This is a genomic window from Desulfotruncus alcoholivorax DSM 16058 (genome assembly GCF_000430885.1).
Lineage (GTDB): Bacteria > Bacillota > Desulfotomaculia > Desulfotomaculales > Desulfallaceae > Desulfotruncus > Desulfotruncus alcoholivorax.
This window is the reverse complement of the sequence record NZ_AUMW01000003.1, coordinates 36,665-50,650: the sequence shown is the minus strand read 5'-3', so window position 1 is coordinate 50,650 and position 13,986 is coordinate 36,665. Positions and strand designations below refer to the sequence as shown.

At 43.6% G+C, this 13,986-nt stretch carries 13 protein-coding genes; all 13 read left to right on the top strand.

The window, feature by feature from the left end; all coding sequences use genetic code 11:
- The first annotated feature begins 109 nt into the window (after positions 1-109).
- Positions 110-1,054 carry an AAA family ATPase gene (locus tag H569_RS0102680; RefSeq protein WP_027363708.1) on the top strand — a complete coding sequence of 315 codons (945 nt, stop codon included), beginning with the start codon at positions 110-112 and terminating at the stop codon, positions 1,052-1,054.
- Between the two features lie 19 nt (positions 1,055-1,073).
- Entirely contained in the window at positions 1,074-2,306 is a 1,233-nt protein-coding gene (locus tag H569_RS0102675; protein WP_027363707.1) for a methionine gamma-lyase family protein, read from the top strand.
- A gap of 6 nt (positions 2,307-2,312) precedes the next feature.
- Entirely contained in the window at positions 2,313-3,203 is an 891-nt protein-coding gene (locus tag H569_RS19005) for a selenium metabolism-associated LysR family transcriptional regulator (protein ID WP_034629296.1), read from the top strand.
- 484 nt (positions 3,204-3,687) lie between these two features.
- Entirely contained in the window at positions 3,688-5,094 is a 1,407-nt protein-coding gene (locus tag H569_RS0102665) for a sigma-54 interaction domain-containing protein (protein ID WP_407638019.1), read from the top strand.
- 197 nt (positions 5,095-5,291) lie between these two features.
- Positions 5,292-6,134, top strand: coding sequence for a fumarate hydratase (locus H569_RS0102660; RefSeq protein ID WP_027363705.1), 843 nt, complete (start codon positions 5,292-5,294; stop codon positions 6,132-6,134).
- A 21-nt stretch (positions 6,135-6,155) separates the two neighbouring features.
- Entirely contained in the window at positions 6,156-6,710 is a 555-nt protein-coding gene (locus tag H569_RS0102655) for a Fe-S-containing hydro-lyase (RefSeq protein WP_027363704.1), read from the top strand.
- Between the two features lie 108 nt (positions 6,711-6,818).
- Positions 6,819-7,931, top strand: coding sequence for an ADP-forming succinate--CoA ligase subunit beta (sucC, locus tag H569_RS0102645; protein ID WP_027363703.1), 1,113 nt, complete (start codon positions 6,819-6,821; stop codon positions 7,929-7,931).
- 42 nt (positions 7,932-7,973) lie between these two features.
- The gene (gene sucD, locus H569_RS0102640) at positions 7,974-8,840 is read left to right on the top strand and encodes a succinate--CoA ligase subunit alpha (protein WP_027363702.1); all 867 of its coding nucleotides are present in this window, start codon (positions 7,974-7,976) and stop codon (positions 8,838-8,840) included.
- Positions 8,841-8,870: 30 nt separating this feature from the next.
- On the top strand, positions 8,871-10,541 hold the full coding sequence (locus H569_RS0102635) for an acyl-CoA mutase large subunit family protein (protein WP_027363701.1): 1,671 nt from the start codon (positions 8,871-8,873) through the stop codon (positions 10,539-10,541).
- A gap of 18 nt (positions 10,542-10,559) precedes the next feature.
- Positions 10,560-10,961 (top strand): cobalamin B12-binding domain-containing protein, encoded by a 402-nt coding sequence (locus H569_RS0102630; RefSeq protein WP_027363700.1) that lies wholly within the window; start codon positions 10,560-10,562, stop codon positions 10,959-10,961.
- Between the two features lie 53 nt (positions 10,962-11,014).
- Positions 11,015-11,416 carry a methylmalonyl-CoA epimerase gene (gene mce, locus H569_RS0102625; RefSeq protein WP_027363699.1) on the top strand — a complete coding sequence of 134 codons (402 nt, stop codon included), beginning with the start codon at positions 11,015-11,017 and terminating at the stop codon, positions 11,414-11,416.
- A gap of 14 nt (positions 11,417-11,430) precedes the next feature.
- Positions 11,431-12,954, top strand: coding sequence for an acyl-CoA carboxylase subunit beta (locus H569_RS0102620; protein WP_027363698.1), 1,524 nt, complete (start codon positions 11,431-11,433; stop codon positions 12,952-12,954).
- 84 nt (positions 12,955-13,038) lie between these two features.
- Positions 13,039-13,965, top strand: a complete 927-nt coding sequence (mdh, locus tag H569_RS0102615) for a malate dehydrogenase (protein ID WP_027363697.1) — start codon at positions 13,039-13,041, stop codon at positions 13,963-13,965.
- Positions 13,966-13,986: the final 21 nt, after the last annotated feature.

Genomic DNA, 13,986 nt, shown 5'->3' with positions numbered 1-13,986 from the left:
GGGTCTATCAAAATGCAGGTCTCTCTTTAGAGAGACTTTCATTTTTAAGGCAGTTTAACCAAGCCGGTTGCATAAACATTTTAATAAATGCCCGGTGAGGTGATCTATATTGGTAAAAGTTCGAATGTGGCAGTCTTCCGAGGTTAAGAACTCGACCTTGCAGCAGCCAATAAATCGGGCATCGTCCGTAAAGGATAGGATCAAATCCAATCAGCCCAATGAAAATGAGGACAAAATCAAGGCAATTAAACTGGAGTTGGAATCCCTGGTTGGATTAAATAATGTCAAGAAACATATCAATGAGATCTATGCTTTTGCCGAAATACAAAAGAGGCGTTCAAGAGAAAAGCTGCATACAGAAGCCCAGGCATTGCACATGGTATTTAAGGGCAACCCCGGAACTGGTAAGACAACTGTAGCCAGAATACTTGGTAAATTATTTAGGGAAGCAGGTATTTTACCAAAAGGCCACCTGCAGGAAGTGGAAAGAGCGGACCTGGTAGGGGAGTACATAGGACATACGGCCCAAAAGACAAGGGAGCAGATCAGAAAATCGCTGGGAGGTATTTTGTTCATTGACGAGGCCTATTCACTTGCCAGAGGTGGAGAGAAAGATTTTGGTAAAGAAGCTATAGACACTATTGTTAAAGGCATGGAAGATAATAAGGATAATTTGATTATCATCTTGGCTGGATATAAGTATGAAATGGAAAAGTTTATGGATACAAACCCCGGGTTAAGATCACGTTTTCCTATCCACATAACCTTCCCCGACTATTCAACAGCCGAACTGACGGATATTGCGGATTTGATGCTGCAGCAAAGACAATATCTTCTTTCCAGCGGCGCCAGGGAAGAGTTGATTATGGTTTTAAAATCTATAAAAAAATTGCATGAGCATAATGGAAATGCAAGGCTGGTCAGGAACCTGATTGAAAGGGCCATGAGGGTTCAAGCGGTTAGGTTGGTCAAAATGAGTGAGACAACCAGGGAGGACTTGATGGTAATAAACAGGCAGGATATGTTGGGTGCCAGGGAATCAATTGATAATTGACATACGAGGAGTGCGTATTTTGAAAGATTTAGCGTTGGTAGCGGAAAAAGTAAATAAGGAAGTTGTTGAAATATACCGTTCTATCGAACCCGTTGAATTATTAAATCATAAAAAAGTTATAAACGCTTTTAGACAATCCAAGGTAAGTTCATTTCACCTTGGAGGATCAACCGGCTACGGCTATGACGATGCTGGCCGGGAAAAGCTGGAAGAGGTTTTTTGCCGAATCTTTCAAACAGAGGATGCTCTGGTTAGGGGGCAAATAGTTAGTGGCACGCATGCTATTGCTTTGTGTTTATACGGCATTTTAAAAAGCGGCGACCTGTTGTTGACGGTACAGGGTAAACCCTATGATACACTGGATAAAATTATTGGCTATCATACAAAAAGCGAAGGATCGTTGGTTAGCATGGGGGTGTGCTGCCGTCAAATTGAACTGCTTGATGATGGGACTTTAGATTGGGGAAGGCTGGACGAAGAATTACGCCAGCCCGTGAAAATGGTTTCAATCCAGCGCTCTTGTGGATACAGTTTAAGACCATCCCTTAATATGGCGGAATTGAGTAAGCTGTGCAGTTTCATTAAGGCCAGACAGCCAGATACAATAATATTTGTGGATAATTGCTATGGCGAATTTGTTGAAGAATCAGAGCCAACGGAAAACGGAGCTGATATAATAGCAGGTTCATTAATCAAAAATCCTGGAGGAGGGTTGGCTCCTACAGGAGGATATGTAGCGGGAAAAAAGAAGTTAGTTGAGCTAGCAGCAAATAGGTTGACTGCTCCGGGTATCGGTGCTGAAGTAGGGCCCACTTTAGGCTGGCAGCGTCTTTTTTTCCAGGGTTTATATTTAGCTCCGCATCTGGTGATGGAGGCCTTGCGGGGAGCTATCTGGGCGGCTTTGTTTTTTAAAGAGTTAGGTTTTGATGTTTTTCCATCACCATATGATAAGAGAACTGACATTGTTCAGGCGGTAATTTTAAAAACCCCTGAACGTGTAGAGGCTTTTTGTCGTGGTATCCAGGGAGCCTCTCCTGTGGACAGTCATGTCGTTCCTGTCCCTTCACCCCTGCCCGGTTACCAGCATCAGGTAATAATGGCGGCAGGTACTTTTGTTCAAGGTGCTTCTCTTGAATTTACAGCAGATGCACCAATGCGAGAGCCATATGGGGTTTACTTTCAAGGAGGCCTTTCGCTTACTTATACTAAAATTGGTTTAATTGAAGCTGCCAGCGAAGTTTTACGGTGGTGATATACCATGAATTTTAAGCAGCTTGAGGCTTTTGTTCGGGTGACTGAGCTGCAAAGCTTTACACGTGCAGCAAAAAAACTTTATATGAGCCAGCCAGCTATAAGTTTTCAAATCAAAGCCCTGGAAGAAGATCTGAAGGTTACCTTATTTCAGCGTAATGAAAAGAAAATCATCCTTACAGAAGCTGGCCAGTTGCTTTATCCCGAAGCGAAAAAAATGCTTGGGCATTATCACAAAATAAAGACTGGTTTAGATGCAATTCGGGGTCTTAAAGCCGGGCGTTTAGCCATTGGTGCCAGCACTATCCCAGGGGAATATATTTTACCCGGATATATTGGCAGGTTTAAGCGCAAATATCCAGGCATTCATATGAGCCTGCGGGTTGCAGGCAGTGGAGAAGTAATATCCTGGGTACAGGATCGGGATATAGATATTGGCGTAGTTGGAAAAATAGTAAAAAAAGAGAATTTAAAATTCACAAAATGGTTGGATGATGAATTGGTTTTAATTGTTCCACCGGGCCATCGCTGGTCAGGAAAAGCTATTGAGGCAAAAGAATTGTTAACTGAAAAACTAATTCTCCGTGAGGAAGGTTCAGGTACACGCCAATCCATGTGGGAAATCTTAAACAGGTACGGGGTTGATTGCCAGCAAATTGAGGCTGAAATGGAACTTGGCAGTACCAGGGCGGTAATTAGCGCGGTTCAATCCGGAATTGGTGTTGGTTTTGTTTCCAGCCTTGCTGCTTCTGATGTGTTGGATACGGGGAAAGTTCAAAAAACATTGCTTAAAGGTGTCGACATGACAAGGAGTTTTTTTCTTGTTCGCTATACACCTGAAATGATCAACTATGCTACAGATGCCTTTCAAGAGTTAATTTTAAACAAGGGCGAATAACTCCTGTAACCTGGAACGGGTTACAGGAGTTATTCGCCTGAAGTTATTGTCTGACGTAAGAAAGGTTATTTTTGTTAAAACAATTTGGCTATGAAACATTTTTATATTTTTTAGAAGGATAAATTAAAAAATAGTCGAATTAATCAGAAGAATAAAAATTTACCCTAACGAGAAGGTGTAAATATTGGATAATAAGATTAAGGTGGCTATTATTGGTATTGGTGACGATGCTTTATCCGTTTATAACCTGCTTAGAAACTTAAAGGATATTGAGGTTACTTCTTTTTTTAATATTTATGATGAAATAGTGCCTTCTAATTTATTAAAGGCCAATAATATTACATTTCATAACTCACTTGATAAAATCTTTAAAATTAACGGTTTGAGCATAGTTATTAATACTGTTAAAGACATCAAAGTTGAGGAGAAGCTTAAGCAAATCAGGGGTAATGTTTCAATAATCGAAACCGGCTCGGTAAACTTAATGGTGCGCCTTTTTCAAGAAAAGAAAGAATTACTCAAAATTAAAAGAATTCAAGGTGAGCTGTCTACTATTTTGAATTCGGTCCAAGAAGCCGTGGAGGTGGCCGGCAAGGACGGGATCATTAAATACGTAAACCCCGCTTTTGTCAGGATAACAGGTATACCTGCTGAAGAAAGAATAGGCCAAAATCTTCTTGAAGTTTCCCCTGATGGGGCCCTGGCCATGGCTTTGCGAACAGGCAAAAATGTTTTTGGACATAGGACCAAAGTTGGCGGAAGTAATGCTGAGGTAATAAGTAATGCTTCACCAATTATTATTGATGGCAGTTTGGAAGGAGCTGTTGTAGTTTTTCAACATTTTACAGACGTTATGAAGTTAATGGACGAATTGAAGCAGCGAACTAGTCTAATAGAAAACCTTTCGGACAAGTTCGGCCAGGTAACGACTTGTAAGTATAATTTTTCTGACATCATTGGCGAAAGCAGCGAGCTAAAAAAATGCATCCAACTTGCTGAAAAATCTGCACGCAGCAATACAACCGTTTTACTGTTGGGTGAAAGTGGAACCGGGAAAGAACTGTTCGCGCATGCTATTCATCATGTTAGTTCCAGGCGGGAAAAACCATTTATTAAGGTCAATTGTGCTGCAATACCTGAAAACCTGTTGGAAAGCGAGTTTTTCGGGTATGCTAAAGGAGCTTTTACAGGCGCAGTAAAATCAAAGATCGGTAAGTTTGAACTGGCCAACGGAGGGACGATTTTTCTTGATGAAATAGGGGATATGAACCTGGCGCTGCAGGGAAAATTGTTAAGAGTACTTCAGGAAATGGAATTTGAAAAAGTTGGCGGCAATCAAACTATACGAGTAGATGTAAGAGTAATTGCAGCAACTAACAGAAACCTCAGGGAAATGATTAGAAATGGCAATTTCAGGGAAGATCTGTACTACAGGTTGAATGTAGTGGAAATTACTATTCCCCCGCTAAGGCTGCGCAAAGATGATTTACCCATGCTGGTTAATAATCTAATCGTTAAATTAAATAGAAAATTAGGCAAGAAAGTACAGGGCATATCCAAGGACGCTGAAGAAATCTTATATAGTTACGACTGGCCGGGAAATGTCAGGGAGCTGGAAAACGTTGTGGAAAGAGTGATGGTAACTGTTGATGATGTAATTCTCAAGAAACAACATTTTGTTCAGCATGTTAGCCAGTTTAAAACTCTACCAGAAAAAGATATAGATCTGATGCCGATTGAACAGATGGAACAATTACTGATTAAAAAGGCTTTAACTAAATTTGGTAACACTGTAGAGGGTAAAAGACGGGCTGCCCAGGCGTTAAATATATCTCTGGCGACACTTTATAATAAACTTAAAAAAGCTAAATTGGAAAATTCAAACATTTAGAAAAGATTAAAAAAATTAGACATTAATATTTCTATTTTTTTTATTATCGTTTCTAAAAACTAAAAATTTTTTAGTAAAACCAAGTTATTTTGTATTTTTTATAAATAGATATGTTAGAATTTTAAAGAAATGTTAGGTGGCATAATAATTGCGTGTATAATTTAGGCAAGCATTACTTTTTAAAGGGGGGAACTAAAATTAAAACCATTAATGTTGAAGAGATTACAAATGCCACTGCAAAGCTGTGTATGGAGGCCAATTTTTTTCTTGGTCAGGATATGATAGATGCTTTTAAAAATGCATATGAAAAAGAGCTTTCCCTAACGGGTAAAGAAATTATTGAACAATTAATTAAGAATGCTGAGATTGCCCGTACAGAAGAAGTCCCGATGTGTCAGGACACCGGTTTTGCTGTGGTGTTTGTTGAGTTGGGGCAGGAAGTTCATATCGTAGGGGGCCCCCTGGAGGATGCAATCAACGAAGGGGTGCGGAGAGGATATGCTGAAGGTTATTTAAGGAAGTCCATAGTTGGCCATCCTTTGGAACGCGTTAACACAGGTGACAACACTCCAGCAGTGTTACACTTAAAGCTAGTTCCTGGCGATAATTTAAAAATAACGGTAGCCCCAAAGGGTGGCGGTAGCGAAAACATGAGCGCCATTAAAATGCTCAAGCCGGCTGAAGGGGTTGAAGGGGTTAAAAAATTCGTTTTGGATACAGTAAAGGCGGCAGGACCCAACCCCTGCCCGCCGATTGTTGTTGGCGTAGGTATTGGGGGCACATTTGAAAAGTGTGCTTTGCTCGCCAAAGAGGCGCTATTAAGAAGTGTGGGCATACCCAACCCCAGGCCTGAAATTGCAAGTTTGGAAAAAGAATTGCTGGAGGAAATCAACAAAACAGGTATTGGGCCGCAGGGGCTTGGTGGTCGTTATACGGCACTTGCCGTTCACATTGAAATCTACCCCGCCCATATAGCAAGTTTGCCTGTGGCGGTTAATATCAATTGCCACGCCAGCAGGCATAAGGAAATAATTTTATAAGTTGCGGGAGGGGGAATTAACTTGACCAAAATTAAACTTACAACTCCTTTAACTGATGAAATGGTGGAAAAACTTCGTATAGGACAACGTGTTTTGTTAAACGGCGTTATATATACCGGTAGAGACGCTGCGCATAAAAAACTTGTTGAATTGCTGGATGCCGGTAGGGAATTGCCCATTGATGTAAAGGGCCAGATAATATATTATGTAGGACCTTCCCCGGCCAAACCAGGTCAGGTTATCGGTTCTGCAGGTCCCACCACCAGCGGCAGGATGGATGCCTATGCGCCCAGATTAATTGATATTGGCTTAAAAGGAATGGTTGGCAAGGGAAAACGCCTGCCTGAGGTTATCAAATCGATGAAGCAGCATAAAGCTGTATATTTTGCAGCTGTTGGAGGTGCTGCTGCATTAATAAGCAAGTGCATTAAAGAGTGTGAGGTAGTGGCTTATCCGGAACTTGGTCCCGAAGCAATTCACAGGCTTGTTGTCGAGGATTTTCCTGTAATTGTGGTAAACGACACTTTAGGCGGAGATTTATATGAAGAAGGCAGTAAAATATATGCTACAACATGAATGACGGGGAGGTGTATAAATTAAGGATAAATTACTATAGATTTTTTACATTTGAACTTGGATTAAATGGATTTATAGAAATTATAAATGGCAAGAGGGGGAAATGCGGTGAAATTATTTGAGTATATGGGTAAAGAAATTTTTGCATCGTACGGAATCAACGTACCCAGGGGTAAAATGGTTGAAACCCCCGAAGATGCAAGTACGGTTGCCAAGGAAATAAATGGCACTGTTGTGGTTAAGTCACAGATCCTGGCCGGTAAAAGGGGGAAAGGCGGGGGCATTAAATTCGCGGATACTCCAGAAGAAGCTGCCCGGGTTGCCGGTGAAATCCTCTCTATGACCGTTCAAGGACATAAGGTCGAAAAAGTGTTGGTAGAAGAAAAAATTAAAATTGACCAAGAGTTGTATTTGGCCATAACCATTGACGGCGCGGCTAAAAAACCGGTGATTATAGCCTCGTCCCAAGGGGGCATGGACATTGAAGAGGTTGACGATGAGTTCATAGCCAAACAGCATGTGGATGTATCAGTAGGTGTATACCCATATCTTGGCAGGGAAATTTGCAGGCGTATTGGGTTGACAGGTCCTGTCAGCAAAGAATTTAATCGTCTGCTAGGTTTACTTTATAAGATTTTTAGAGAAAAAGATGCAGAACTGGTTGAGATTAACCCGTTGGTAATCAGTGGAGATACACTAATTGCGGCTGACTCCAAGATGACTATTGATGATGATGCTTTATTCAGGCAGAAAGGAATGCCATATGTTGAAGACCGCACATCAATTGAGAAAAAAGCCCATGATTTAGGATTAGCTTTCGTTGAGCTCGGGGGTAATATTGCCGTCATGGCAAACGGGGCCGGTATGTCTATGGGCAGTCTGGACACATTAGTTCATTACGGCGGAAAGCCTGCCAACTTCCTGGATGCAGGCGGCGGTACAGGTATTGAGGGTACGACTAAGGCCATTGAATTGTTATTAGAGACAAACCCAAAGGTTATATTCATTAATATATTTGGCGGGATCACCAGGTGCGACGATGTTGCCAATGCGCTGGTGACAGTTAAAAAGAATAAGGAAATTCCTGTACCTGTGGTGATAAGACTGGTTGGCACCAATGAGGAAGAAGGAGTGAAAATTATCCAGGAAAACGGTATGGAAGCTTACAAGGTTATGCAGGAAGCTGCGGCCAAAGCTGTGGAAATAGCTAACGCCGGTTAAACCTTTCATTTTTTCAGACAGGGAAAAAGGAGTGTTTTAATAGTGGCTATTATTATCAATGAGAATACAAATGTTGTTGTCCAGGGCATAACCGGGAACCAGGGTAAGTTTCATACCCGGCAAATGCTGGCTTACGGCACTAAAATTGTTGGGGGCACTTCGCCCGGTAAAGGCGGGCAAGAGGTAGAGGGAGTGCCGGTATTTGACAATGTCTATGCGGCAATGGAGCAAGTGCGGGTTGACGCCTCCGTATTGTTTATACCGGCCCCTTTTGCTAAAGATGCTGCCTTTGAAGCAATAACTGCTGGAATCAAAGTGCTTGTCATTGTAACAGAACATATTCCTGTGCACGATGAAATGGATATTATTGATCTGGCCAGCAGAAAAGGGACTACAGTGGTGGGGCCAAATACGTTTGGCATTGTCTCATCGGGTAAATGCAAAATCGGTATCCCTCCGAACCAATTCTTTGTTCCGGGTTCCATTGGCGTAGTTGCCCGGAGTGGGACCCTGACCTATGAAATAGTTGGCAATTTGACTGCTAATGGTTTTGGACAAACAACCGTTGTTGGACTCGGTGGCGACAGAGTTGTTGGTTTATCATTTGTGGATGTGCTCGAAAAATTTGAAAAAGACCCGGAAACCCAAGCGGTAGTGTTAGTTGGTGAAATTGGCGGAAATGCGGAAGAAGAAGCGTCCCTTTTTATTAAAAAAATGACCAAGCCCGTAGTTGCTTACATTGCCGGTAAGAGCGCACCTCCCGGAAAACGAATGGGCCATGCCGGTGCTATTATCGAAAGAGGTAAGGGAACATTTAATGCGAAAGTAGAAGCACTGACGGCTGCGGGAGCAAGTGTTGCCACTCTGCCGTTTGAAGTTCCTGAGTTGCTTCGTGAAAAACTGAAGTAGCGGAAAAGGATTGTGAGAGGAGGAGATAGCTTGTTTGACAAGGATTTGGTGGAAAAGATAAAAGCCGGCAAACAAAAGTACAATGAGAAACTGGATAAACTGAAATCCAAGCGTCCGGAGCGCCAACCCCAGTTTGTCACCGATTCGGGAATTGAAATTGATACTTTATATACCCCTGAAGAGATTGAATATTTAAGTTATGAGAATGACCTTGGTTTCCCTGGCAGTTTCCCGTATACCAGAGGCGTTCAGCCCAATATGTACAGAGGCAGATACTGGACCATGCGCCAGTATGCCGGTTTTGGCACTGCTGAGGAAACCAATAAAAGATTCCGGTACCTGCTGGAACAGGGGCAAACAGGTTTAAGCGTGGCCTTCGACCTGCCCACCCAAATAGGTTATGATTCCGACCACCAGCTTGCCATGGGAGAAGTCGGCAAGGTTGGCGTGGCCATTGATTCCTTGTTGGATATGGAAACTTTATTTGACCAGATTCCACTTGATAAAGTAAGCACTTCCATGACCATAAATTCTCCGGCTGCTATCCTGCTGGCCATGTATATAGCCGTGGCGGAAAAGCAGGGAGTCAAGGCCGATCAGCTTAAAGGCACAATTCAAAATGACATATTGAAAGAGTATATTGCCAGGGGAACTTATATTTTCCCGCCGGATCATTCCATGCGTTTAATAACCGATATTTTTGAATACTGTGCTAAAGAGGTTCCCAGCTGGAACACTATCAGTATCAGCGGATATCACATTAGGGAAGCCGGGTCAACCGCTGTACAAGAAGTTGCCTTTACGCTGGCTGACGGCATTGCCTACGTGCAAGCCGCTATTAATGCCGGCCTGGACGTTGATGCTTTTGCTCCCAGGCTTAGCTTTTTCTTTAATGCTCACCTTAATTTCTTTGAGGAAGTAGCCAAGTTTAGAGCGGCGCGCCGCCTTTGGGCCAGGGTAATGAAAGAACGTTTCGGGGCCAAGGATCCTAAGTCACTGATGCTGCGCTTCCACACCCAAACGGCCGGGTGCACCTTAACCGCCCAGCAGCCGGACGTAAATATCATGCGTGTAGCCTTCCAGGCATTGAGTGCGGTTTTAGGCGGAACACAGTCCCTGCATACCAATTCACGGGACGAAGCATTGGCGCTGCCCAGTGAAAGTTCAGTTTTAATTGCCCTTCGCACCCAGCAAGTTATCGGCTATGAAATTGGCGTTGCAGATACTGTGGATCCGCTGGGAGGATCTTATTTTGTAGAAAAACTAACGGATGAAATAGAAAAAAGGGCAATGGATTATATCAAAAAAATTGATGATATTGGTGGTGCGCCCAAAGCCATTGATTTTATGCAAAAAGAGATTCAAAAGAGTGCCTACAGGTACCAGCAGGATATCGAAAGCGGCAAGAAAACAGTTATTGGAGTGAATAAGTTCCAATTAGATACAGATAAACCCAAAGACCTGCTGAAAGTAGACCCGGAAGTAGGAAAACGCCAGGAGGCCAAACTGGCCAAGTTAAGATCCGAACGGGATAACGAAAAAGTCCGGAGTGTATTAAATCAGATTAAGCAGGTAGCGCAAACCAGTGAAAATTTAATGCCTTACTTTATTGAAGCCGTAAAGAGTTATGCGACCCTGGGAGAAATCTGCGGCGTACTTAGAGAAGTCTACGGCGAATACCAGCAGCAAATCGTTTTTTAGTCGAGGAGGAATGCTTGGATGAGTGGAAAACCAATCAGGGTGCTGGTTGCAAAACCGGGACTGGATGGACATGACAGGGGGGCCAAAGTTATCGCCCAGGCCCTGCGTGATGCCGGCATGGAAGTTATATATACCGGCCTGCGACAGACTCCGGATCAGATAGTGGGGGCGGCGTTGCAGGAAGACGTTGACGTGGTCGCATTGAGCTGCTTGTCCGGGGCCCACATGCACTTATTCCCTGCTGTAGTTGAGGGACTCAAGCAACAAAACGCGGGTGATATTTTGGTGTTGGGTGGAGGAATTATCCCTGAAGAAGATATTCCGGAACTGAAAGCAAAGGGAATTGCTGAAATATTTACTCCCGGAACCAGCACGGTAGATGTTATAAATCACATCAAGCAAAAAATAGCTCAACGTTAAATGACCACAGGTTGCAGTGGTAATAATAGTTTTTATTTGGGGAGGTGTACCACATGATTAAAAAAATTGACCACATAGGCATTGCGGTTAAAGATTTGGCTGCGGCCAAAGAATTTTATGAAAAAGTTTTGGGGCTTTCGGTTACTGAGGAAGAAGTGGTGGAAGACCAAAAAGTAAAGGTAGCCTTTATCCCAACCGGAGACAGTGAAGTGGAGTTATTAGAAAGCACTACTTCGGACGGTCCCATTGCCAAATATATTGAAAAAAATGGTGAGGGGATTCAACATATAGCTTTCAGAGTAGATAATTTAGAGGAAAAACTTGCTCAACTGAAAGCTGCCGGCGTAAGGTTGATTGATGAAAAACCCAGGCGCGGGGCTGGAGGTGCCAGAATAGCATTTTTACATCCCAAAGCCAGTTTTGGTACGTTAGTGGAATTGTGTGAACGTGATTAGGGAGGTATTGCATTTTGAGTATGCAGGAAAAGCTTGCGCAATTAAATGAGCTGCGGGCTAAAGTACGGGCCGGGGGCGGCGAAAAAAGAGTTGAAAAGCAGCATGCCGCTGGAAAGAAAACAGCCCGCGAGCGGATCGAGTATCTTTTTGATTCAGGTACCTTTAGAGAGATTGATGTATTTGCCGGGGACCCGGATAAAAACCCGAGCGAGGGAGTTGTTACCGGGTATGGCATGGTTGAAGGAAGAAAAGTATTTATCTACGCTCAGGATTTTACGGTAACCGGAGGGTCGCTGGGTAAAATACACGCTCAAAAAATTTGTAAGGTTCTGGATTTAGCTATGAGAACCGGTGCCCCGGTAATCGGCTTGAATGATTCCGGAGGCGCTCGGATTCAGGAAGGCGTGGATGCCTTAAATGGTTATGGCGAAATCTTTTTTAGAAATACTGTTGCTTCAGGGGTAATTCCCCAGCTTGCAATAATAATGGGGCCGTGTGCCGGCGGAGCTGTTTATTCTCCTGCATTAATGGATTTTATATTTATGGTCAAGGAAACCAGCCAGATGTTTATCACCGGGCCACAGGTGATTAAAGCTGTAACTGGTGAAGAAGTGTCAATGGAGCAACTGGGCGGGGCGATGACCCATAACCAGACCAGCGGCGTTTCTCATTTTGCCGCTGACAATGAAGAGCACTGTCTGGACCTGGTCAAGCAACTGCTGGGCTTTTTACCCTCCAACAATTTGGAAAAACCTCCGCTTCGTGAACCAAAAGAACCTGTAGTAGACAGAGAGGAACTAATTAATATCGTTCCTGCTCAGCCGATACTGCCCTATGACGTGAAAAAGGTTGTAGCTGCAGTTATTGATGGCGGTGAATTTTTAGAGGTTCTGCCGTATTACGCCAAAAACGCTGTGATTGGCTTTGCCAGGATCGACGGGCAACCTGTCGGTATAGTGGCCAACCAGCCTGATCACCTGGCTGGCTGTCTGGACATAAACGCATCAGATAAAATAAGTCGTTTTATCAGATTCTGTGATGCCTTTAATATCCCGTTAGTAACATTCATGGACGTGCCTGGTTTCTTACCGGGAACCGCTCAGGAATATGGCGGCATTATCAGGCATGGAGCTAAAATGCTTTACGCCTATTCCGAGGCAACTGTTCCCAAAATAACGATTATATTGCGCAAGGCTTACGGTGGCGCCTACCTGGCCATGTGCAGCAGTTCATTGCGGGCTGATATGGTATATGCCTGGCCTACAGCGGAAATAGCAGTTATGGGCCCTGAAGGAGCTGTCAACATAATCTACCGCAATGAAATAGCAAATGCGGAAAACCAGGCACAGGAAAGGGCACGCCTGGTACAGGAATACCGCGATAAGTTTGCCAATCCCTACATTGCCAGCTCCAGGGGGTTTGTGGACGATGTTATTGATCCAAGGGATACCAGGAACAAGATTATTGACGCATTAAAAATACTGGTCACTAAAGAGGAAGAAAGACCTTACAAAAAACATGGCAATTTGCCTGTCTAGATAAAATAACTGGAATCAATATTAAAAGGAAATGGGACACAACTCCCTCGGAGGAATGTCCCAAACGATTGGAGGCGTGATTTGATGAAGAGAAACAAGATAACCGTGGTTGGATCAGGCAACGTGGGCGCTACCTGCGCACACTGGGCTGCAGTGAAAGAGCTTGGCGATATTGTATTGATTGACGTAGTGGAAGGAGTGCCCCAGGGTAAAGGACTAGACCTGCAGGAAGCGGCTCCTATTGAGGGTTATGATATTAACATTACCGGCACCAATAATTATGAGGACACAGCCGGGTCAGATGTGATTATCATAACTGCCGGTATTGCCCGCAAGCCAGGCATGAGCAGGGATGATTTGGTAAACACCAATGTTAAAATAGTTAAATCGGTTGCTGAGCAGGCAGCTAAATATTCGCCAAACGCATTCATCGTTGTTGTAACGAACCCGCTTGATGTCATGGTTTACGCAGCGTATAAAGCCAGCGGCTTCCCTGCCAACAGGGTTATAGGCATGGCGGGAGTGCTGGATTCTGCCAGGTTCCGCACATTCTTGGCACAGGAATTAGGTATTTCATATAAGGATGTAAGTGCTTTCGTATTAGGTGGTCATGGCGACGACATGGTGCCTCTGGTGCGTTACAGCTACGCCGGAGGAATACCTATTGAAAAACTCATACCCCAGGATAGAATCGAGGCCATTGTGGAGAGAACCAGAAAAGGTGGCGCCGAGATTGTTAATTACCTAAAGACCGGAAGCGCGTATTATGCGCCGGGTGCTTCGGTAATCGAAATGGTAGAAGCCATTCTTAAAGATAAAAAACGCATCCTGCCCGTTGCAGCTTATCTCCAAGGTGAGTATGGCGTAAAAGATATGTATTTGGGCGTTCCGGCCATTATTGGCGGCAATGGAGTAGAAAAGGTCATAGAAGTTGATTTAACTGAGCAAGAGAGAGAAGCCCTGCAAAAATCAATAGAGTCAGTAAGAAAGGTTATGGCTTTTGTAGATTAGATTAAGAGTAAAAAAAAATTC

Excerpts from the sequence above, each read along its gene's own strand:
- mdh (WP_027363697.1), top strand. The coding sequence starts at position 13,039 with ATGAAGAGAAACAAGATAACCGTGGTTGGATCAGGCAACGTGGGCGCT.
- mce (WP_027363699.1), top strand. The coding sequence starts at position 11,015 with ATGATTAAAAAAATTGACCACATAGGCATTGCGGTTAAAGATTTGGCT.
- H569_RS19005 (WP_034629296.1), top strand. The coding sequence starts at position 2,313 with ATGAATTTTAAGCAGCTTGAGGCTTTTGTTCGGGTGACTGAGCTGCAA.
- H569_RS0102630 (WP_027363700.1), top strand. The coding sequence starts at position 10,560 with ATGAGTGGAAAACCAATCAGGGTGCTGGTTGCAAAACCGGGACTGGAT.
- H569_RS0102665 (WP_407638019.1), top strand. The coding sequence starts at position 3,688 with ATGGTGCGCCTTTTTCAAGAAAAGAAAGAATTACTCAAAATTAAAAGA.